The 23059-nt window shown below is 38.6% G+C and carries 8 protein-coding genes; 3 read left to right on the top strand and 5 right to left on the bottom strand.

Translation table 11 applies throughout. The features are described 5' to 3' along the window. Positions 1-940 precede the first annotated feature (940 nt). The gene (locus tag ES765_RS09150) at positions 941-1270 is read left to right on the top strand and encodes a hypothetical protein (protein ID WP_138113448.1); all 330 of its coding nucleotides are present in this window, start codon (positions 941-943) and stop codon (positions 1268-1270) included. Positions 1271-1750: 480 nt separating this feature from the next. Here the strand turns inward: ES765_RS09150 and ES765_RS09155 are convergent, their stop codons facing one another. Both ES765_RS09155 and ES765_RS09160 read right to left on the bottom strand, forming a co-directional pair. Further along, positions 1751-2638 carry a type IX secretion system membrane protein PorP/SprF gene (locus tag ES765_RS09155; protein WP_138113450.1) on the bottom strand — a complete coding sequence of 296 codons (888 nt, stop codon included), beginning with the start codon at positions 2636-2638 and terminating at the stop codon, positions 1751-1753. A 19-nt stretch (positions 2639-2657) separates the two neighbouring features. Then, entirely contained in the window at positions 2658-5726 is a 3069-nt protein-coding gene (locus tag ES765_RS09160; protein WP_171017271.1) for a gliding motility-associated C-terminal domain-containing protein, read from the bottom strand. Positions 5727-7340: 1614 nt separating this feature from the next. On the opposite strand from ES765_RS09160, the gene ES765_RS09165 reads away from it, so the two are divergent. Together ES765_RS09165 and ES765_RS09170 are read left to right on the top strand one after the other, a co-directional pair. Further along, positions 7341-15410, top strand: coding sequence for a gliding motility-associated C-terminal domain-containing protein (locus ES765_RS09165; RefSeq protein WP_138113454.1), 8070 nt, complete (start codon positions 7341-7343; stop codon positions 15408-15410). Next, positions 15410-16414: a PorP/SprF family type IX secretion system membrane protein gene (locus ES765_RS09170; protein ID WP_138113456.1), complete on the top strand. Its 1005-nt coding sequence runs from the start codon at positions 15410-15412 to the stop codon at positions 16412-16414. Before ES765_RS09165 ends, ES765_RS09170 begins: the two co-directional genes overlap by 1 nt. A gap of 665 nt (positions 16415-17079) precedes the next feature. Here ES765_RS09170 and ES765_RS09175 read toward each other — a convergent pair. The 3 genes from ES765_RS09175 to ES765_RS09185 form a co-directional block, all read right to left on the bottom strand. Beyond that, positions 17080-19725: a PQQ-dependent sugar dehydrogenase gene (locus tag ES765_RS09175; protein ID WP_138113458.1), complete on the bottom strand. Its 2646-nt coding sequence runs from the start codon at positions 19723-19725 to the stop codon at positions 17080-17082. 440 nt (positions 19726-20165) lie between these two features. Then, positions 20166-22814 (bottom strand): hypothetical protein, encoded by a 2649-nt coding sequence (locus ES765_RS09180; protein WP_138113460.1) that lies wholly within the window; start codon positions 22812-22814, stop codon positions 20166-20168. Positions 22815-22881: 67 nt separating this feature from the next. After that, complete coding sequence (locus ES765_RS09185) at positions 22882-23058, bottom strand: hypothetical protein (RefSeq protein WP_249356303.1); 177 nt, start codon at positions 23056-23058, stop codon at positions 22882-22884. Between the last annotated feature and the right edge of the window lies 1 nt (position 23059).

Here is a 23059-nt window from a genome sequence, read left to right on the forward strand (position 1 = left end):
AATTTTCTGAAACATCAATACTCGTACGAGTATTATGTTCTAATCGTGGTCCTTATAACCATAAGATTGTCAACAGTTAAATTCTTTAAAATTTCTTTTGACGAAGCAAATAATAGGGCGACTACCCTATGAATTAGTTTTTGTCGGCCAAGCGAGTTTAAACTATGAGTCGTGTTTGTGAAAATGATGTGCCTTTTTCTATAATAAATTTGTCCATTATCAAGTATCGTATTTATTCTATTACATTAAAGAGCAATATTCTTAAAAAAGTAAGAAAATTCCTATTTTATGTTGTTACATGACGTTAAACGTGTGTGAAAGTATCGATAAGCGAAGTGTACTATTCGATGAATGACTATTCAATTAGAATTTTTCTTACCTACTATTAAATTACCAATCATTTTAAAAAAGAGTAATTAGGTGAAATTAAAGGGAATTATACATAGATTTTTAGGATAATCGTTCCTTACCAATACAATTTTGATTTCCGGATAAAATTTAACATCCGTGGAAATGATTGAAAACTTATTGATAATACGTTTATCAAAGGCTTTAACGGTTTGTTCCCTTTTCAGAAAAGTATACTTGATCCTTACGCTTAATTATAGTCCTTAAAAATCATTTAAATAGTGAAAAGCTTCTCATACAAAGTACGAATCCCGTGATCGAACATACAAATAAACCTATGTTCACTTAATTGAACTTATTAAAAACCCCAATCGTTTTTCTTCAAGGTCCGAAGAATCAGATTAGTTGGTATATAAGTTTAAGATTTTTTGAAAGAAACAAACCCATGTACCATTTCTACAGCTCCTACCCAAAATTTAACAAAACCAATAAATTTGACGAATTTTAATTAAAAACGAATTATGAAAACGCTGAACATATTAAAAGGCAGATTGATCGACTAGAACTGGATTCTCATCAAATAAAAATGCTAATGTTAAGCGAAACTGATACAGCAAATGGAAATTTGATTTCCGAAAGCGACCTTAGAAATGAGGACTCTAAATGGATTGGGCTCGCAATATTTTCGACACAAACTACTAAAAAGACAAAGAAATATATTTTAAATTATTGGAATAAGCGGAATAAAATCAACCAAGACGCTCAAAAATTGAACTTAGCGATTAAAGAGCAGACAAAATTACCACAACTTTCTGAAATGGAGAAGTCCACAGACTTGAAGAATACTAGAACTGTTATAATGGTACATTATAGCATTCTCTACCCAATTCAAAAACCCCAAATACTAATAACCGGATTTTAGAACAATAGGCAGTAACCTTAAAACCTCTTAAAGGTAAAATACGGCGGTACAAAGTAGAACTGCCTGTAAAAAGCTACAATCTAGGCCTAAAAAGTTCTAATTAGCCTATCTACACAGAACTTATAGTGTTCAATCTCACCTTTATTTAAACTTTGCTATACTTACGAATGTTTTACAAATAGTAGTCGTTTAAGTAAAGCCAAAGTGTTCCATAAGCGTATATTTAAAGAAAAGAGCATTGAGCTTCATTGCGCCCATCTCGTTAACTATTTTTGTGCTTATTGGTACTTATTTCTTTGACTGACTTCTTAAAAATACGGCGGACGAACTTTCGAATTATTTGAAAAAATAAAGTTATATCCAGCATTAGCGAAAGATGTTGTTACGTATTGCTCCACAATAATAACTTCGAGAAACAGAATTACCTTTCTCCTTTTTATAAATCTGAATTCTGTTATAAATATAAAATGTTCAGATAGTTTACAGCCTAAGATTCATCATAATCTCATGGGTAGCATTAGCTATATTTCTTACGTTACTGCTATTTGCAAATTCATAGGCATATCCTATCTGTACTACTTTAGTGACATTAAATATGAATAGACCACTGATACTTTCATTGATACGATAGGCCGCCCCGAGTTCAAAATTTTCACTGAACGAAAATCTACCCGTAAGATCAACAGACAAAGGTGCTGCAGCCACATATCTGAACAATACCGTTGGTTTGAACACTATACTATTTCTCAATTGAAAATTATACCCACCAGCAAGGTATATGTGTTGCCGGTCCGTTCCTGTTCGTGCGATCCCATCTTCTTGTTCCAATCGATTATTACTTAAGATTTTTGGTGCGGACAGAGATAAAAAATAATCTTCGTGCTTTAAATAGACTCCTGTTCCAAAATTGGGATTAAACCTACCTTTCAGTTTCATTAGGTTAGGGTCTGCCTGTACACCGTAAGTAACCAGACCATCAGTATTTGCTTTGTAGGAATTAAAACCGGCCTTTACCCCAAAATATAAATCGTGCTGATATGATAATTTAAGATGATACGAAAAATCAGCTACGATGGAAGTCTGCCTTTCTATAAATGTCTTATCACTAATAATGGATAGTCCCAAGCCAATATTCTTACCAACTGGTGTTCCAAAAATAAAACTTTGGGTCTCGGGTGCGCCCTTTATATTGTTCCACTGGCTTCTTACGTTTATACCTACGTCAGTGGTGTTATTGGCTCCTGCATAAGCAGGGTTTATAAGATTCATATTATATATGTACATTGTATAATTAGGATCTTGCTGTGCGAATGCCCCGGTAACGGTTAAAAAGCTAAGGGCTAGTACTGTTTTATATATAAATTTCATTTTATTGACTTCTTATTTATTAATAATTGATGAATATCCAACCTTTCAAGGGATCAGTACCATTGCCCAAATTGACTATATATAAATAGGAACCGGTAGGAAGCAGGGTACTGTTTGCATTGTGTCTTCCAGTCCAATCATTTTGATAGTTATTGGCGATAAAGACTTCATGGCCCCATCGATTATACACACGAACTACGTTATTTGGATAATTATTAATACCAGGTACTATCCAGGTATCGTTTATACCATCTCCATTTGGCGTAAAAGCTTCTGCTGGTATTAAAAATGGTTCAACAGTAGTAGGAAAACTATCACTAGTATCTAAAACCCCATCATTATCATCATCGGTATCGATGCTATTAGGAATACCATCTTGGTCAGAATCTAATGGGAAATCATTAGCATTTTTAGCGTTTGTTCCTTCGGTAATTTCAATCTCGTCAGAATACCCATCATTATCATCGTCCAAGTCTTCATTATCCCCTGTACCATCATCATCTGTATCTTCAAATTCATCAGCATTGTTAGGGAAAACATCTTCGTCGTCGCTAATGCCATCGCCATCCGCATCCCTTTGCGTTTCCGAACAGCCATTTTCATCTACAGGTTCTCCTGTTGGTGTGTTAGGGCATTCGTCTTCACTATTTATGACACCATCATTGTCATTGTCACATTCCCCAGCATCAACAATCATCCATTCATAGGTATCTATTATATTTTGTCTGGCTTCGGCACCTTCGCAGTATATAGAACTTCCACCGTTAAAGGATACGCTATTTTGAAGTCCTAAAGCACTCCATCCATTTAATAAGGCATCATAATTAATTGAAGACAAGCCAGCTTCAAAGAATATATTTTCCATAAGTGTTACATTTGAAACATCCCAACTACCTATATTTTGGTCAAAATCAACGGCACCTGAAAACATTTCTGCCATATCAGAGACCTTACTCACATCCCAAAAACCTATGTTCGAGTTTAAATTTGCAGCGTTTGCAAACATGAAAGACATACTATCTACCAAGCTTAGGTCAGGAGCATCTACCGCTGAAATAGTAAGGTTTAAACATCCATAAAAAGCTACGCTCATGGATTTCCAAGAGCCAGCACCCCATTGCTCTAAACGCAATAGTTTCTCCTTGTCACCATCATTATTAAAATAAATTCTAGGAAAATCACCTTTAATTTGAACCGTATATGTACCTGCCCTACCATAATCGTGAGTAGCATTACCAGTAATGCCAAATTCATCAAAAATACCGTCACCATCCCAGTCTACATCGTAGTTGTAACCAGCGCCTGTTGTTGGTATAGTTATGGAGGTGTCATCTGAAGCTCCTAGGTTATCGGTTTTCCAGGTGGTGACAAAAGCACCGGTAGTATACCCATTTTCGTTAACTCCCAAATTAAGGTTTATGGTAAATGATGCAGGGGAGGCGTCTTCTGCATTGTCATTATCTATGGCGGCTAACGTAAAGCTCTGAATATTAGCGGTAGTTCCATCAGGGTCAAAGGTAAGACCGTCAGCTTCAATCTTGGTAAGAACGGTATTGGCTGTTACAACAGTGCCATTTGACAAGCTTAATAATCCATTTTCAGGTAATGATATTATTCTGTAAGAAACTACGGTACCATCGATATCCGTTCCAGTTGGATCATCTAACAAAGTGATTCCTGCGGAAAGTTGTATTTCTGCCGTGTTAACAACATCGTTTGTCGACGGAGCGGCGTTAACAGTTAATGTTCCAGTTTCCTTCGTATTTAAACATTTATTATTATCATGGGTCACTACAACAAAGTAAACTGTTCCATCTAATCCGGCAACATCATTTACGGTAAGCGTATCTGTAATTTCACCGTTATAGTTGGCATCGCTGGCTAAAATTGCAGCACCATCAAATTCTGGATCTCCTACAAACCACTGATAGTTTATACCACTACCCACATCAATAACGGAGATATCTGTATAATCTGGAACCGTGTTAGGTACGGTACCCGTAAAGGACTGCGTACTCGTTGCACTAACAGCAATGCTAAATGTCGTTGAATTACCAGAAGTGACCAGTTTGTCTATCGGTGTCTGGTTAATTACATATTCAGTGGCGGTAACAATGGCTAGCGATGAAGCCTGTACTTGACTACTCCCTCCGTTGTTAGGTATCCCATTGGAATCAACGGTTCCTTCATCATTATCGGACAAGTTGTTGCTTGATGTCAAATCGGTAAGGGTGTAGTTGCCCGATCCTTCTAAAGCATCTGCACAACCATCATTGTCCGAATCGGTATCAAGGTAATCCGCAGTTCCGTCCATGTCGGTATCTATGGAGCTACAGACTTCTGTTAGTCGGACATTGTCGTACAATAGAGTCGCATATGTTGTAGCCCCTATTACTGGGCTATTCTCCCCGCCTAAAATAAGTCTTTCATAATGTTGATCAACTGAGAACGTAAATGTAAACTCGTCCCAGTCGAACATAGCAATGTCAATATTTACCCTCACTAGTTCTACTATGTCTCTGTTCTGAAATTCTTGTGCCAAACTTGGCTCTGCAGAAATGGTATTAGGTGTGTTTAGTGGCAAGAGTATTTCTTCTTTTAAACCATAAACTACAAATTCGCCGTTATAGGCACCACCGAAATTAGAAGATTCGTTCATGGCTCCAAGAGCAATGCGCATGGTGTAAGTACTGTTCTCGACTAAGGGAGATGCTAATTGGTTTGCGATGTACTCTGTATAGCCTCCTCCTTTCTGACTTAACGAATTTAAAAAACCATTACCATCATAAGCGGGTGGAGGAGAAAAGCCATCGTACGAATAAACTCCATCATATAAATAGTCTGATGTAGCAATGTTCGCTTGACTCCAAAAATCACAATATTCATTTATTTGACCAAGGCCATTAGGAGGTGTAGTATATTCTTCAAATGATCCGTTGTTGATATAATCGAAAGACGTATTACAATACCCTTCATTGTAATCAAGGACACCGTCATTGTCATTGTCGAGATCAAGGTTATCCGTAACACCATCGCCATCAACATCTTGTGCCGTTACTACGTTAGAGAAAACAAAAATAAATGCCAAAGATAATAAAATTGAATAACGATAAATTTCTTTTTGCGTAGGAGACTTGACCCTGAAAAAAAATGATGGTGCGTAGCGGCTATATTGTGTGGTTATAAATTGTTGCAAAGCAGAAAAAATTATATTTTTAGAGCTTATTTCTTGTTGATTTTGGATAGCGTTGAATTTATACATCTAGAAAGAATAAATTATTTTTTGCTTGTAAAGCACAGGGTTAGGTATTGAAAAAAAATAAAGGCATTATCAGAAATCGTACTTTAAAGTTCAGCAGTGTAGTGTTCATTTTATAGCTTAAGCGATTTAACACTAGGATCAAAAGATTTGAGGTTTAGGTCAAAAAAACAATTACAGTTGTGATAATTTTATTCTCCGCAAAAGAGATCGTAAAGCAGGCTTATATATCTCCAGTAAGTGACTATCAAAGAATATGAACTTTCTAAATAATTCTTTTGTGATATACTTCCTTCCTAGAAGGAATTTTTCATTGAGACCAACTTCGATAAGTGAAGTGTTTTGACTTATAGCCAAACTGCTGTAGTTCATTTAGATTAAGTTTGAATAGAAAGATACCTTTCTAAAGAATTTTTCTACCGTAAATCCCCTACTGTTATAAAATACCATAAGAACTATGATTACTAAAAATGTTCTCTTTTGAAAAAACAAAGTAGGATAAATCATTATTTGATAAGAATTAGATTACAATACTTGAAAGGTAAATATCAATATAATTAAAATCTATATTCGTATTTTTGTTGTGATAGTCAAAAGAAATAGTTGTGAAAAGGTCGATTAATGATGCGAAACAATCGACTAAACATATGTTATGATGTTCAAATTATTTTTACTTTAAATGAGCAAACTTAAATAAGATGCGCAAAGGATAATTTTAAAGGGTGTGATACTAAATTAAAAATAAAATCTTTCCTATCCGAAAATTACTATGAGCATCATGGTAGGGATTTAGCTCTCAAGGAGTATTAAAATCAAATACTTCTTTCTCATGTATGTACACCATCAACCATTCTGCAGAATACAAAAGTTTTGTTTCGCATAAAATTTTATCTATTAGTCTCTTTACCTAGACAATAGCGTAACAAATTACTGATAAAGTAACGCCGATAAAAAACATCAAATTAACCAGAAGCTATATTATAGCAGTTGTTGACTTTAATCATATTTCATATTTAACTCTATTCATTAAATAGATAAACCAGACTCAAGTTAGAACACGTTGTCGGCGAACTGAAAGGAAATTAGATAGTTTCTATTTGAAATTTTAGCGTCTATTATAGAAGTGGTTTTAATTATTATTTCAACTCTTTACTAGAAGCCAATTCTGAAAAGAGTTTGCAATCTTCAGATGATTACTAGGCCTATTTCGTACCATTTTAAAATTGGTAAATGCGGTCGAAAAATTTATTTATTGAAACAAAAAATACAGCCAAAAACCAAGTTTTACTTAGCACGCCTCTTTACCCTCATTTCTACAGCGTAATCTTTAGAAAATATTTCCAATAAAATGCAATAGAGCACGTTTATTTCCGTTAAGAAGTTATTTCCCACAACAAAGTAGGTTTAGTATTACTCCTAAAATGTTTAAACGGCAGCCAACACATGACCAATTATTATTTAAAGCTTGCCTTTTTGGCAGCTATTTTCCAACTATTTACTTGGAACAGTAACGCTCAAGTAAGTACCACATTTCAACAAACAGATTTTGACACTTGTGGGGAGTCTTTGCCGACATCTGAATTGAATTTAGGAGACCTTGTAATGTCAGAAGCCTTCGCTACTGATTTTGCATTTGGCACCTATACTTTTTTTATTCAGGCACCTTCCAATTTTCAAATCAACGCAGCCAATACTTCGTTTACTGGTACCGATATTACTAGTGCTACCGTGGCCCAATCTGCCGGTGATGTAACCAAACTAGAAATTACGCTAACCGTAGCGGCCGAAACATCGGTAGATATTTTGACCTTAGAAAATGTACGGATTCAACATATTTCAGGGACTACCACAGACGGAATTATTAACTATGATTTAGGTGCTAATCAAAATAACCTTAATGGTTTAGCCGATGGGGACACCTTGGCTACCGTTACATTTAACGCATTAAGCGAAGGAAATGGTGTAGATCAGAATATATGTGCCTTGGCCGATGCACAAGACATTAATATTACCGGAGCTACCGTTACCCAAAGCAGAACCTATGCATGGCAAAAACAGGAAAGTGGGTTCTGGGACCCTATTCCAAATTCTAATACGGAACAATTAGCCGTAAGCAATGCTTCTATTTCCAACGGGGTAAACAGGTACAGACGTATTACTACCTTTATGGTAAATTCAGAAACCTGTACCCTGACCAGTACCATGGCGACCATTACAGTAAATGAAATTTATCCGGGCAGTATTACCGAAGGAACAGGTCAGAATATTTGTGCTACCGAAACTCCCGCTCAATTGAGTACTTCTGCTGATGTGGCAGTTACTGTTGGCGGAACAGCGACCTATCAATGGTATAAAAATGATAGTAGTACCTGGGAACTTATCAGTGAAGCGAACGAAACCTTTTATCAGCCAAACGCTTTATCCACAACCACCAAATTTAAAAGAAGAATCACCAATGTACTCAACGGCCTGAGCTGTTTTGAAGAAACGCTACCGGTGACCATTACCGTAAATTCTACCGTAGCAGGTGGTATTGCTGTTGACCAAGAGGTTTGTACGCTAAATGATTTACAGGTATTGACCATAAACGGCGGGAATAATAATGGCACCTACCAATGGCAGAAAAATAACTCAGAAACCTGGGAAGACATTCCCGGCGCTACCGGAATCAACTATAACGCAAGTACTAATCTAAATCTGGGAGTATCCGAATTTAGAAGGGCTACTACCGTTTCTGGTGCTAATTGTGAGGGTGTAAGTACCGTAGCGACTATCACCTACACTAATTTTTCAGAAGGAAGTATCGCAGGTACACAGACCATTTGTAACGGAGAAACCCCAAGCCTTTTCAATTCCACCGAAAATGCCAGTGGAACAGGTACGATTAGCTACCAGTGGGAACAATTTGATGGTGCTAATTGGGGTCTTCTTGACGGGGAAAACGGTACTACCTATCAGCCTGAACCTTTACAGCAGACCACTACTTTTAGACGTAAAGATGCTATTGAATTAAATGGTTACACCTGTACGGAAACGACCAATGAACTAACGGTTACGGTAAATTCTACGGTTATTGGTGGCACCACTACAAATCAGAATATCTGTGCCCTGAACGAATTGCAATTGCTAACGGTCAACAGTGGGGAAAATAATGGTACCTACCAATGGCAGAAAAATAATTCTGGCACTTGGCAGGATATTGAATTTGCTACCCAGAGTACATATGATGCGAGTACTAATGTAAATCCAGGAGTAACTGAGTTTAGAAGGGTTACTACCGTTTCCGGTGCCAGTTGTGAAGGCATTAGCACCGTCGCCACCATCACCTACACCAATTTTCAGATAGGTAGTATTTCCAGTGGACAGACCATTTGTTACAATGAAACTGCGAATACCTTAAATTCCGATACTAACGCTAGCGGTACGGGTACCATTAGCTACCAGTGGCAACAATTTAACGGGACCAATTGGGTGACCGTTACCAACCAAACCGGAACCGCGTATGCGCCAGGAAGCTTGCAGGAAACTAGTTCCTTTAGAAGATTAGATGCTATTGAACTCAACGGATTTACCTGCTCAGAAACCACCAACGAAATTACGATACAAGTACTTGCAGAAGTCCTTGGTGGCGATGCATCTGCCAACCAGACCATCTGTAGCGATGAGACGCCATCTACAATAACGATTACTAATGGAACTACGACCGGATCAAACATTAGTTACCTATGGCAATCCAAAACATCTGGCAATTTTGCCAATATGGAGGGCGAAACTGATGCCAGCCTTACCTTTTCAACTGCACCATCAGCAACGACAAACTACAGAAGACAGACTATCGTCTCTAACAATGCAAAAGTATGTGCAGCAGTTTCTACTGAAAGTACCGTTATTGTAAATACCATTACTGCCGGTGTCATAGGTATTAACCAAGATGTATGTGCCGGAGAAATTCCTGAAACGATAGTAAGCTCAAGCAACACTTCAGCCGAAGGAACTGTATCCTATAAATGGGAATCCTCTACGGATAGTGGTGCTAATTGGAGTTCCATTTCTGGGGCAACTGGTGCTACATTTACTTCGGGCGTATTGGAGACTACTTCGAATTTTAGAAGATTGGATTTCAGTCTTTTGAATGGTAAGACTTGTACGGCATACACGAATGAAATTACCATAACCGTTGCAGGTGCTATCGATGGTGGCGACGGTTCAGCAGAACAGACAGTATGCGAAGGACAATTGCCAACCACAATATCTGTCACCAATGGAACGCCTGCAGGCACAGGAATCACCTTTCAGTGGTACAAATCAACAGACGATACTAATTACGCAATCATTACCGGAGAAACGGGAGAGACCCTTTCATTTTCCTCAGGAATTTCAGCATCTACCTTTTTCAGGAGAGCAATAACCTTATCTAACAACGAAACCACCTGTACGGCGAATAGTTCGTCTACTTTCGTGACACTTCTTTCTTTATCCGAAGGAAGTATTGGTCAGACCCAAACGGTTTGTGGAGGCGCCAATGTTCCGCCGCTAACCAGCACGGCCGATGCGGTTTCGAACGGAGCAATTACCTATTCGTGGCAAGATTCATCAAATGGTGATACCTGGTCTGCTATAGCAAATGCTACACAGGCTACATTTACACCCCCTATTACGGAGGACATTCAAACCTATTTTAGAAGAAGGGCAACAGCTACTTTGCAAGGAACAACTTGTGACGTATTTACGCAACCTGTTATTGTTTTTGTAAACCGATTTGAGGATGCGGCCAACCATCGTATCACTTTTTCTAGCAACACAACTGCTCCTTTTGAAATCTGTAATCAGGCCGATCCAGATGCTTTTGCAACCAATTTTGATTTGATTGCTTCAGGTGATTTAAGCTACCAATGGCAAGTATCCAATGATAATATTAATTTTTCAGATATTGGCCAAGCAACTAATGTTGTATATGACGCACCTGCGGTAACTGAAGATATCTATTATAATAGAATTACCACATCTACCCTAAATGGAGTTTCTTGTATTGTTACCAGTAATACGCTAGAATTTATAAATGCAGGCAATGCCACCGGCGGCAGTATTGAAACGACCAATATCATTAGTGGAGACCCAAGCTTGGAGGTTATTTGTAGGGGAACTATTCCAAGCCCTATGCAGCAGAGTTCTGCCGCAATGGGAAGTACATTATCCTATCAATGGTTTTCAGGTGGAACGCCATTAGCCGGTGCAACAGGAATAGACTATACCCCAACCGTTGCCATTAACGCAACATCAAGATTCGTACGTACCACCTACAGCGAAAATATAAATGGAAATACCTGTGAGGTAAATAGTAATGCAATAACGGTCTTGGTACCGCAGGGCAATGCTATTGGTGACGACATTACGCTTTGTACTGGCGAAACGCCACCAACCTTAGGGGATGTTAGCCTTATTGAGGGTGAGGCCTTTTTAGACTTTCAATGGTATGATTCTACTGATGGCTCTGCATTCGGAATAATTGATGGGGCAACATATGCTACCTATTCCCCAAATTCAGCGCTTACTGAAGATCTATATTTTCGTAGAGGTTATATAGCGACCGTTGAAGGCGTACAATGTGATTCAGAAAGATTCAGTAATACCATTCAAATTTTTATAAACGATGTGGATGGAGGTATTATTTCCGAAGACCAACAAATCTGTTTTGGCGAAGATCCAGGACTATTAAAATCTAGTGCTGACGGAACGGCTAGAGGAGTATTGAGTTATCAATGGTACTCTTCGGAAGATAATGCGACGTGGGATGTTATTATTGATGCTAAAAATAGCACCTACGACCCTGAGGCAGGTGATTTTCCAACACGTTACTTCAAAAGAACGGCTATTTCCTCCCTTAACGGTGTGGATTGTACTATGGATAGTACTGTGATTATGGTAGCCGTAGCGGAAGAAATTGAACCAGGGGTTCTAAATAGCGACCAAACGGTTTGCGAAGGAGTTGCTCCTGCTGCTTTAACGGTTACCGGTGGTAGTTCATTTGGTGACCAAAGTATTAAGTGGTATTCATCCGTAGACGGTATGATTTATAATGATACAGGTGTGACTACGGCCTCCTACTTGCCACCGGTACCCACGCAGACTATGTATTACAAGAGAACGATAACCCGAACCTCTCTGAACAATCTTACCTGTTCGGTAGAAACTAATGTAGTGAAGGTAACATTGAACAAAGTGGATGCTGGAGCTATTGTAGGAAATCAGTCGGTATGCGAGGGTAGCCAACCAGATGCTCTGGTTGAGGTGAACGTTTCCACTGGTGCGGGTCAACTTACTTATCAATGGCAGTCATCACCCGACAATCAAGTCTATGTTGATGTTGCTGGGGCCAGGCAACCAAATTATGTGCCGCCAACTTCATTGACGACATCCACCTATTTTAAAAGAGTGGTGACCAGTAGTTTGAACGGGGTTTATTGTACCGATGATACAGCGCCAGTTTTGGTGACCGTAATACCGTATCCTATTATAAATAATGATGCAATCATAGCAAATGATATTACGAATGTAAGTTGCTATGAAGGTAGTGATGGTAGCATCGTCATCCCTAATGGAAGAATTACAGGGGGTAATACGGCCCAAAAACAGATCAATACCGTAACTCTTTTTGGAACACCCGAATTTGATAGTACGTATAGCATCATTATCGATACTATTGTATATGAGCATCAGGTTACTTTGAACGGAACGAACCAGAACCAGACCAATGACGAGATTGTTCAGGCCTTGGTTTTAGAAATCAATCAAGCTACAGGGAATCGATTGAGTCCTGTACTAGCATCAGCGAATGCAAATGAACTTGTATTAACCGCAAAAATCGCCGGTATAGGATTTACTGCTTTTGCAAGTACCAACAGTACTACCAATGCCGGAGCTTCAAGTGTCATTACACAAGAAAACCAAGTAGCCAATACGTATGAATGGGTAAAAGCCGGGGATAATTCCTTTACAGCTTCATCCCTAAGCATCCATAATTTAAAAGTAGGCGTTTACTTTTTAACCGTTTATAATCAATTTTGCGATGTTACCTCAGAAGCATTCTTGGTCTCGGAACCCGATGAATTGATCTTGGATATTGCCGATACCTGTAACACAGCACTTACCGCAAACAGTACAGGAGGTATCGCACCATTTACCTTTACATTAACCAGACCTGACGCAACAACATCCGTAAGCACTTCCAACAATCCGAATATGACCTATAAGGGTCTTACTGGTGGGGCTACCTATACCGTCTCCGTGAAAGGAGCTACGTGTACCATTGCCGAATCAGCATCGGTCACCCTACCTTTTGGATTGCAGTTCGATGCTGCGTCCGTCGTAGTGGAAAATGTAACCTGTTTCGGTCAAAACGATGGCAGCATCAGTTTAAACAATGGAACCACTACCGTAACAGGAGGCACCCCTTCTTATAATTTTGTTTGGACAGGCCCTGATAATGCCACCTATAACACACAGAACATTGACAACCTGGCTCCTGGCGTGTATGTATTAAACGTAACCGATCAGATTGGTTGTTCTGCAACATATACAGCCAACATCGCCTCAAAATCCCTATTGGAGATTGACAACGTACAGGTAATAAACCAACAGTTGAGATGCGCCGGTGATACCGATGCGGAAATTGGCATACAAATCAATTCTGATAATAGTGCACAACTACAGATTAATTGGTTCAAAAACGGGACTAGTTTTGCCACCAATAGCACTAATCTCACCAATTTAGAATCGGGTAGTTATGAAGTGGTGGTTACCGATACCAACAGCGACCCTAATGCACCTTGCACTGCACGCCAGACTATTGTCATTACGGCACCGCAAGTTTTTAGCGCTAGCGAGGTAGAAAGTAATTCAGCACAGTGTTTTGACACCAATGCCCAAAGAAGTTTCACCTTCAATGTACGTGGTGGTACAGCACCTTATGAATACAACGTGGATGGAAATACTGCCGTGCTGTTCTCAACTTTACAGACTACTATTTCTGGCCTTTCGAATGATAACCATGAAATTACTGTCACTGATTCAAACCAATGTACAGTGCAGACTTTTAATATAGAACCATCAGAACCCATAGTGTATAACGGCACAAAATCAGTTACGATAGCTGCTTGTGAAACCAGTTATGCCTTTAACTTGGATACTGGTTTGGTAACCGGAGGAACTCCATTTCTGGATGCCAACAATGACACGTATTATTTATACGAGTGGAGAGGCCCTAATAATTTTATTGCCCAAGATATCACCAGTTTTGAAGCGATAACAGGAAGTTATTTCTTGACTATTTTAGATAGTAATAGCTGCGGATCAGTAGAGGTAGAATTCCAGTTCAGTCCTACATATGACCCTATAACGGTTAGTAAAACCATAACTCCCGTAAGTTGTGGGGCAGATGATGACGGTGCAATTTCAATTAACATTGATGGGGGCAACAGGCCCTACTCTATAGTCTGGGAACAGGAAGAACCCGGTACTAGCACCGACCCTAATCCAGTATTTACGCCTTTAGGAAAGAATGTAACCCAACTTAATAAACTTCCAGAGGGTAGGATACGACTAACGGTTACCAGTAATATTCTTGGCTGTGATGCCGCTAACACCTCGTACAGGTATCAGGAATTGATAACGATCAACAAGACGGAATCACTTCGTTTGGTCGATGGACCATATTATGATGATGCCTTGTGCTCTGATACGCCAGGAAATATTTCAGTTACCATATTCGATGCACAGAACGGTGAGTTGAGTTTTTATTATGAAGGTGCTTTGGTGCCTGCTGTTGAAACAGCACCGAATACCTATTCTTTACAGATTGCAGACCCAGTTAAAAATGCAACCCTTAACGTAGTAAACAATTTGGGATGTGGATTTAGCACTCCACTAAGCGTTGCCGTAACGGAGCCCTCTTTTGAGTACAGTTCCACGGAATTCGATATCACCGGCCTGTTATTGACCAGGGAAGATATACGGTTTTTGAATACCTCGGTAATGGAATTTGACCAAGCTGTTTGGGATTTTGGAGATGGTAGTCCATTAGTAACGGTAGAACCAGAAGCAGATGGTATGTTGACGGTGCATAATTTTGATTTTCCAGGAGTTTTTGATGTAACCTTACTGATTTTTAATGCCCAAGGCTGCAGTAGGGAAATTATGCAAACCGTTCAAATTGGTTCAGGGTATGATGTTATGTTCCCAAATGTATTCTCGCCAAATAACGATGGTATCAACGACTATTTTCAAGGAGAATTTACAGGAATCTCCTCTTTTACCTTCCAGGTTTATGATATGTGGGGAAATCTTATTTTCACTACTGCCCATGATTATAATGACCTACCCGAAAACTGGGGCTGGGACGGAACCTATACCGATGGGAAAGCCTATGAAAACCTATCCTTCAGGTTTATATTCGTAGGAACCACAGGAGACAACCAACAAATAACCGAAACTGGCGAAGCCACAATATTAAGATAATGGTCAAAAGACTTCAACAAATAACATTCATTCTATTTTTTATAGCCTTGGGTGCAAAGGCCCAAGATAAATTCATTTATAACTTAAGTAAGGTTCCAGTATCCTTGAACCCAAGTTTTCATGCCTTCAAAGAAAAGACAAAAATTGGGGTATTGGGAGAATTGGCGAGCCAAAACCAAGGAAACCAATCACAACATAGGTATGCATTTGGCTCTACCTTTTTTGAGGAGTATAATTTTCAATTGGGGGTTGACCTTTTTAGCAATAACTTAAAGAATAGTGGGTTTAATTATACCTCTGCGTCTATGAGTTACATGTATAAACTACGCTTACCAAATGATTGGTTATTGTATCCTGGGATAACAGCGGGCTATAGTAATTATAAGTTCGATTTCAACAATCTGACCTTTCAAGACCAAATAAACATATTTACAGGTCAAATTAGTGCAAATACTATTGACCCAACTGCATCATCGCGAAATGTTGGATATTTAGATTTGGGAGCTTCTGTATTGATGCATAACGATATTAATATGCTTTTTGGGCTGTCCGTCAAACATTTGAACCAGCCTAAATTATCTTCTGAGGAAAGCGAAAACAACGTAAACTTGAATATGCTGGTATCCGGTCAATTTGGGTATGAATTGGACATCAACAAATACAATCAGTCTAAACTTCCAGAATATTCTTATCTGTATTTTTTCAATACCGTTTCCCTTCAAGGTTCCAATAGTAGATTAGATTTTTATCAGGACCTGCAATTGGGGAATATAAGTCTTGGAGTCAACGAACACTTTAGTTTTTTAGAATCGGCAACGTTTTCAGAGGTTGGTATAGCCACCAGTATTACCTTAGAAACTTTTGAATTTGGCGTAAACTATAGAATGCCATTTGGTAGCGAAGCAAAAATGTTTCTTCCCAGAGCGTTAGAACTGTTTCTTGTGTTTGATATATCCCGATTCAAGGAACGCGGCAGAAAAGATTACAGCAAGTTTTATGAGTAACCTATTTTTTCTGACGGATACTAAACCCAATTTTTTTGTTACAGTATATTTGAAATTATCTTAAAATGATTGGTGCCAACACATTGAAAACAATAGTCTTTCTTACCCTAGTTAGAATTAATAAATGTACTAACATCATGTCATACATTTTCAGATTTCCTTCAGGTGGAAGATTTAATATCCACTCGGATTAATTTGGTTTGCTTCACTCCAAATCTTTAAAAATAGGAAATCGTATAATCATCCTTCTTTTCTATTTTACCACGGCATTTGTCAAAAATTTCTTCAACTCCATGCTTACAATCCAACATTTGCAGTTGCACATGTAATCTCTTTATCTTGGCTGTTATAATTTCCAATTATAGCTAAATATGTGGCTGGCTTTCAGCATCTTTGGGTTCAATTCCAATGGTTTGCAAATTGCCCCAGTGAGCATTATTTCTTCCTTTTTAAGTACGCTGTTCCGTGCTAGTTTAGACAAAGTCCTTTCTAATTATTTTAGCCTTATTAAGACAGAATGTATCCTTCTCCGAAAATGTATACCTACATTTTTGTAAGCTTCCCTGAAAATAGAACAGTCATAATTCTAATTTATTAACTTTAAATTCAGGGGAGCAATAAATTCAAAGTTGACTTAGAACAACATTAAATGTATAATTAAAGCATCATTTTTGCTGTTCCAAAAATGTCACTAGCGAAGTAAACTCCTCATAACTTAAAGAATTGACCAACCCAACTGGCATCATGGAATTTTCCAATTCCTTTCTTTCAGCAATGTCCGATTTCATTAGTTGAGTTGCTACGCCGGCAATGTTCGTCAACGTAAGCTCATTTGCCGATTCTTCTGTAACGAAGCCTATATAAAATTGCTCGTTCTTAGTTTGTATCTGTACGGTTGAAAACCCTTGCGAAATCGAGGCATTTGGTTTTAAAATCGACTCGGCGATTTGTTCCCTGTTCATAATAGATCCTATTTGTCCCATAAACGGGCCCTTCATTATCTCGCTACTTTTTAAGCTATGACAGGTATAACATGCTTGGGTCTTGTAAAGTTTGGCACCTAGTTCAAAATCTCCCTTGATTTGCTTTATAGCCAACATGACATCTTCTATAGATGTTTCCCCCACCTGTCCTTTTTTGTTCTTTATCTTTTCGAGATCAGCAATGGGCTTATCTTCTTTCGGTAAAATGGGCGCTATGGTTCCGAATTCAGCCACTTCCAAACGATACTTTGTATTCAGTGCAGCATAGAAATCTTTCCCATCCTCAGGGGCCTTTTTCCATTCACGGACCATAAATGTCCGAATTACCTCTGTTGATTCCCAGGCTTCGGTCTTATAATAAGGCCCTTGTGTGTCAGGTCTGGTGCTCCACCACCATGATGTATCATAGGGAGCTTCTTTATGAAAAATACGTGCCAGAGCATTCATCAGTTTTTCCTTTTGAAGGTCATCAGTTGTACTTTTATAAGCCTCAATTATTCCTTTAACCGCCTTTGACTCGTGCATATACCTCAATGCCCAAAGTGCCAATTCTTGATTTTCTGTGCCAATAGCCTTGATACAGTCGTCCATGGCATTTAGCTGAACAAGTGCCTTGACGGCCAAATGAGGCAGAACAATGTCTGAATTGGGACTAGCATGTGGGCCTTCTAAACCCGGTTCTGGAGCTACAAATGAATCTGGTACGGATATATCCATCAATGCCGTTACCGCTTCCTGTTTTCCCAAACGCCCAAGTCCAATAATCGCCGATGCTACAGTTCTATCTGATTCTGCGTGTAGCGCTTCTAAAAATGGAGCTACTGGAACCCCTTCAATATGCTCCTTTCTATCACTTAGTGCCCTAAGGGCAAATTCTTGTACTGAGATGTCTTTCGACAATGTAATGAGTTCATCGATCCCTTTTTTACCGGTTAGTTGGGCATAGGTAAAAATACCCGCGGCACGTACTTCTAAGGGCTGTTCCTCGTCCTTTGCAATTTCTAGGGCATTAATCGCACCTTTTCCCCTTCGTAACAATTCGTATTGTGCACTCAAGCGGGTTTTTGCGTTGGTTGATTTTAACAAGTCTGCAACGCTCTTTGTCCAGAAAAAATCTTTTATTTTGGGAAAAGCAGCATATTGGAGTCCGGTTGGGGTTACCCTGACCACATAGCCTTTATCGGGGTTTCCCGAATATCCTGCACCGTCCCATGCCGAAAGGTACATGGCTCCAGAAGCATCGACATCGACATCTGTGATCTGCGGTAATTTGATAAACTGTTCCTCATCTTGCTTAAAACTGGCACCATCTTCATTAAGCCTATGCATGTATAAATAACTTCTGCCCCAATCGGCCATCATAGGAGTTTTGTTATAATGTTTTGGCCATCGGCTATCGTCAAGAAAAAGGGCTCCGGCACCCGAACCGCCACCCACGTCAACAAGGGCTGGCAATGTTTCTTCAGTAAAATGTTTGAAAAGAACGGGATACCCGTATTCGCCTGTTTGTATTTGGTGAATAAATCTGACGTTCCACCCTCCACCATCGTTGGTATTACCTCTTGTATAAATATTCATGAACGGGTCAATGGCTACATCGTATATATTACGTAGACCATGGGTATATACTTCCATTTCCGTACCATCGGGGCGTACGCGTACGATGCCTCCTCCGAGCATAGTCAATTGAGTGCCATCGCGATCAGTAGCATTATGGAATCCGAAATCACCCACGGCAATATAAATCCACCCATCAATTCCCATTTGTATTCCATTGGTCGCATGATCTGTTCCTCTTTCTCTTAAATAGGTAGGATTGCTGATATCCTTAATCAAAACTTTTGGAGAACCATCGGCGATACCATCCCCATCTTTATCCTCAAAAACAACCAAATCCATATTTTCAGCTTTTTTAGTACCAGCTGAAAATCTTGTGTAGAGCACAAATACTTGGTCGCCAATGGGTAATATCCCCCTGGGGTTGTCGACTTGCGCAAAATTAGTATGAGAGTCAAGAATGCCGTCGTGATCACAGTCAACTAAACGTTTGATATAGCCCTTTCCCATTTCCTTGCCTAAAGACCCTATCATATCAACTCCTACATATACCTCACCAGTAGGAGCCACGGCCATACATGCTGGACTTGGTGTAAGATTGGGACCTGAAAATGTGGTAATATTCAAGTCTTCAGGCCAGTTTAGTATCCCCGCCAATGAGTCGATTGAAGGATAATTCACAGGTGCAGCACTCTTATGACAAGGTGCTTCATTCTTACAACCATTAAAAATTAATAAGGATATCAGTAGAAAGCCAATCTTTTTGAGCATAATAAGGGTTTATGGTTATAATGGAATACTATATAAAATTGAAACTGCAATTTAATGTAATGTGCTGCGAAGTTGCATGCCCCTTTCCTTTTTTTAATTGGAATAAATTTATTTACTACCCCTTTTCCTTTAAAAAAACTTTGTAATGGCGTTATTCAATTACCAAAATATTTTATTTAATTGTAAATATACCTCGTACTTTTTGCTATTTTAACTAGACAATTTGTTTAACTAATGTATAGGCTACCGAATACGGTTTTAGCGAAAAAAGCATGGAATAGACCTAAAATTAGGGCTTTTGCAAAACTCACAATCCGAAGGTCACTGGTTCGATTACACTGCCAATACGTGTAGATATCACTTTACCCCAGGTGAATTTAATTAAAACTGAAAAAGGAACAGCTGTAATATATACAGCCTGCTCCCTTTAAGTCTCGGTTTTAATCAATATTTTCTTTGTCCATCCAATATAACAAATAAGGAATGTTGTAGGCGTGTGTCCAACCAAATACACGTAAACCTTGGTTAGTTTGCCAGTTGGTAAATCGACCCTTACTTTCAGGAAGGTTTGAGATTTTTAAGAGATCATCACTATATGCTTTTGCATCGTCATATTCTTCTGATGGTTTTTTCAACTCACCTATCTTTAAAACCTCTGCCCTTGATAAGGCTTCATTTAAATATCCTTTTTCACCACTGAATTCATAGCCAATAAGCAAAGGATATATTGTAGCTAAATAAGACTCCATTTCATGATTTAATGGAGGTACATCCCGAACCCATCTGGCATGGTCCAATAGTGCTTTTCTTACTTTCTCATCGCCTGTTATTTGTTGATATTTATAGAGCCCTTGAGCTACATATGTTTGACTATATCCATATCTATCTAATAACAGATTTCCTCCCTGTCTTTTTTGAAACTCTAGCATTAAACCGACTCTCTCATCCAACTCATTTTTATACTTCTGCTGTTTGGTTGCATCATAAAGCTCCACAAGATTAAGTACGGACAAATACAGTCTTCTCCCTCTTAAATCATGCTCACCCCATATTCTGTTTAAATACGTATCACCAGTCATTCTTGCAACTTCAAGTGCCCTATGGTCTGCTGAAATATAATATGAAGCAATCCAACCCTGGACCCAAACATGTGCACTTAATAGCGCGTACCAATGCTCGTTAGCATGCCTTCTACCTATTCCTAAATAAGGTGTTGATTCTGGTTCGTCTTCATAGTTCCAAAAGTCAATTGCATCATTTATCTCCCCGTAATACGTACGCTTTTTAGGCCAATGAATATTATCTACATCCATAGTATGCCGACTCATAGCCTGTGCCATATTGAAATATTTAGGATCTCCTGTACGCATAAAATTGGTCCATAACATAAAATCTACAGTCGGCTCATTATTAGTCCATTGTACCCACCGGTCGTTAAAGAAATAACTCTTTCCATCGCCATAATTGAACATACCGTACCAAGGTTCATGCTTTTGATTGTAGCCCCACCATTGATATCTATATTGTAAAGCATTCTCAAACTCTAGATGTTTGGTTGACGCAGGCGCCATATTTCCATAAACCTTAGAGTTTGTATACCATTCAGGTTTTGCATGTGCCACAGGACTATTCAGAACGTAATCCATTTTTTGTCCAACTTCTTCCTTTGTATCATTATCATGAAAATAATAGATAAATTCTGTAGTCTTAGTAATCCCTTGGGCAAAATTCCCTAGCATTCCACCATCAGGTTCCGTATTATGCCTTGCAAAATTCATAGGGCCGTTTTCCAATGGCCATATACTTCCAGTAAGTAAACCGGAAATCGGATCTATTTTAATTCCTTTTGGATATTCTTTTAAAAAATTCTTTATACCTACACCTATACCCCTTTGTCCATCAGCAACATTCACCCATCCTTTTGCCCGTTGAGACTTAGCTACGTTTTCCTCACCTTTTGAAATGGTAGCTTCAAATTGAAAACTACCTTTCTTTTCTTCGGTTTTCTCTTTTTTAAATCCATCTCCATAAAGGCTTCTTAGGCTTGTGCTCTTTACTCTATCAGGCCCTTGTTGTAAAAGTTTCACGACTTTATTGTCATTTAATGAGACATCTTTCGTTATTTTTTTGGCATCATCATTTTGCCAATCACCTTCGGTAATGGGTATCGAAACGTTAACGTTTTCATTTAAATGGTACTTTAATTGAATTCCACTTGCAGCTATTTCATCATTTGGTTGTGTCCATCCAATATCCTTTTCAGTTTTTTCAGATATAATACTCGTATTCTGAGTGGCAATATTATAATGCTCTCCTTTTTTAATTTTATGTTTATCAGGTACGCCCGTATACGTTAAGGTGTGCAGTACCTTAACATAACTTTTTCCAGCATAGGCGTGCAACCACATGGTGAAAGGTGAAAGGTTGTTATCTTCCCTATTGTATGTATACGTCCCCTCTACCTTAAAAATATCATGCATAGGACCAGAGCCCTTTTCCCTAAAAACTTCATTGATAACCGCTTTGGATGCATCAATCCCCGCATCATCCAACAAATCCAAAAAGGAACCTCTATTCTTCTCAGGAGAAGTAGCTATAAGTTCACGCTCTTCAAATTCTCCATTTTTGTTTGAATCTAAATAAACTTCATCGAGAAAACCATTACCCATTTTATGAATAGAGAAGGAAAGTGGCCCTGTGTTCACTTCGATTCCACCTTGCGGTCTCATATTGTTAGTTGATACAATTTTTTCTTTCGAAAGAATCGGTACAATTGAATCACCGTATTCTAACACATACTCCGATCCTTCTTCAGAAAAGAAGAAAACCCACACCCATTTTACACTATCATCTAATGGGCCCCAATTAGCTACCTCAGTTGTTTGACATGGAATCTCAATTCCATCAGAAGTTAATAAACGTAAATGGTCTACAGAATAAAGCTCACCTTTTGGGAATGGTATGCCCAAGGTAACTGGCGCTCCTAACTTATTATTCTCAATAGTAATATCGACTCGTTTTCCAGCTTCTTTAGTTGCGCAAGATTTCAATAAAAAACCCACGATTAGAATGGTTATTAGTAGTCTCATTTATATAATATTTTTTCACTATACTTTTCAGATAGGAACCCTGCCGGTATTGACATAATACCGTATGCTAGAATGAAAGTGAACGGTAAAACCCAGTGGAAGTAAGGCTTAAATTAAAACTATCCTTAACATCTACAATAATCGAATTAAGTATGTTCGTACTGAACGATATTACAAAAAATACGAGCATTACCAATCCAATAATATGGTCATACCCTTTTGCAGTAGGCTTACTATTTTCCATT

The organism is Maribacter sp. ACAM166 (genome assembly GCF_005771495.1).
Taxonomy (GTDB): domain Bacteria; phylum Bacteroidota; class Bacteroidia; order Flavobacteriales; family Flavobacteriaceae; genus Maribacter.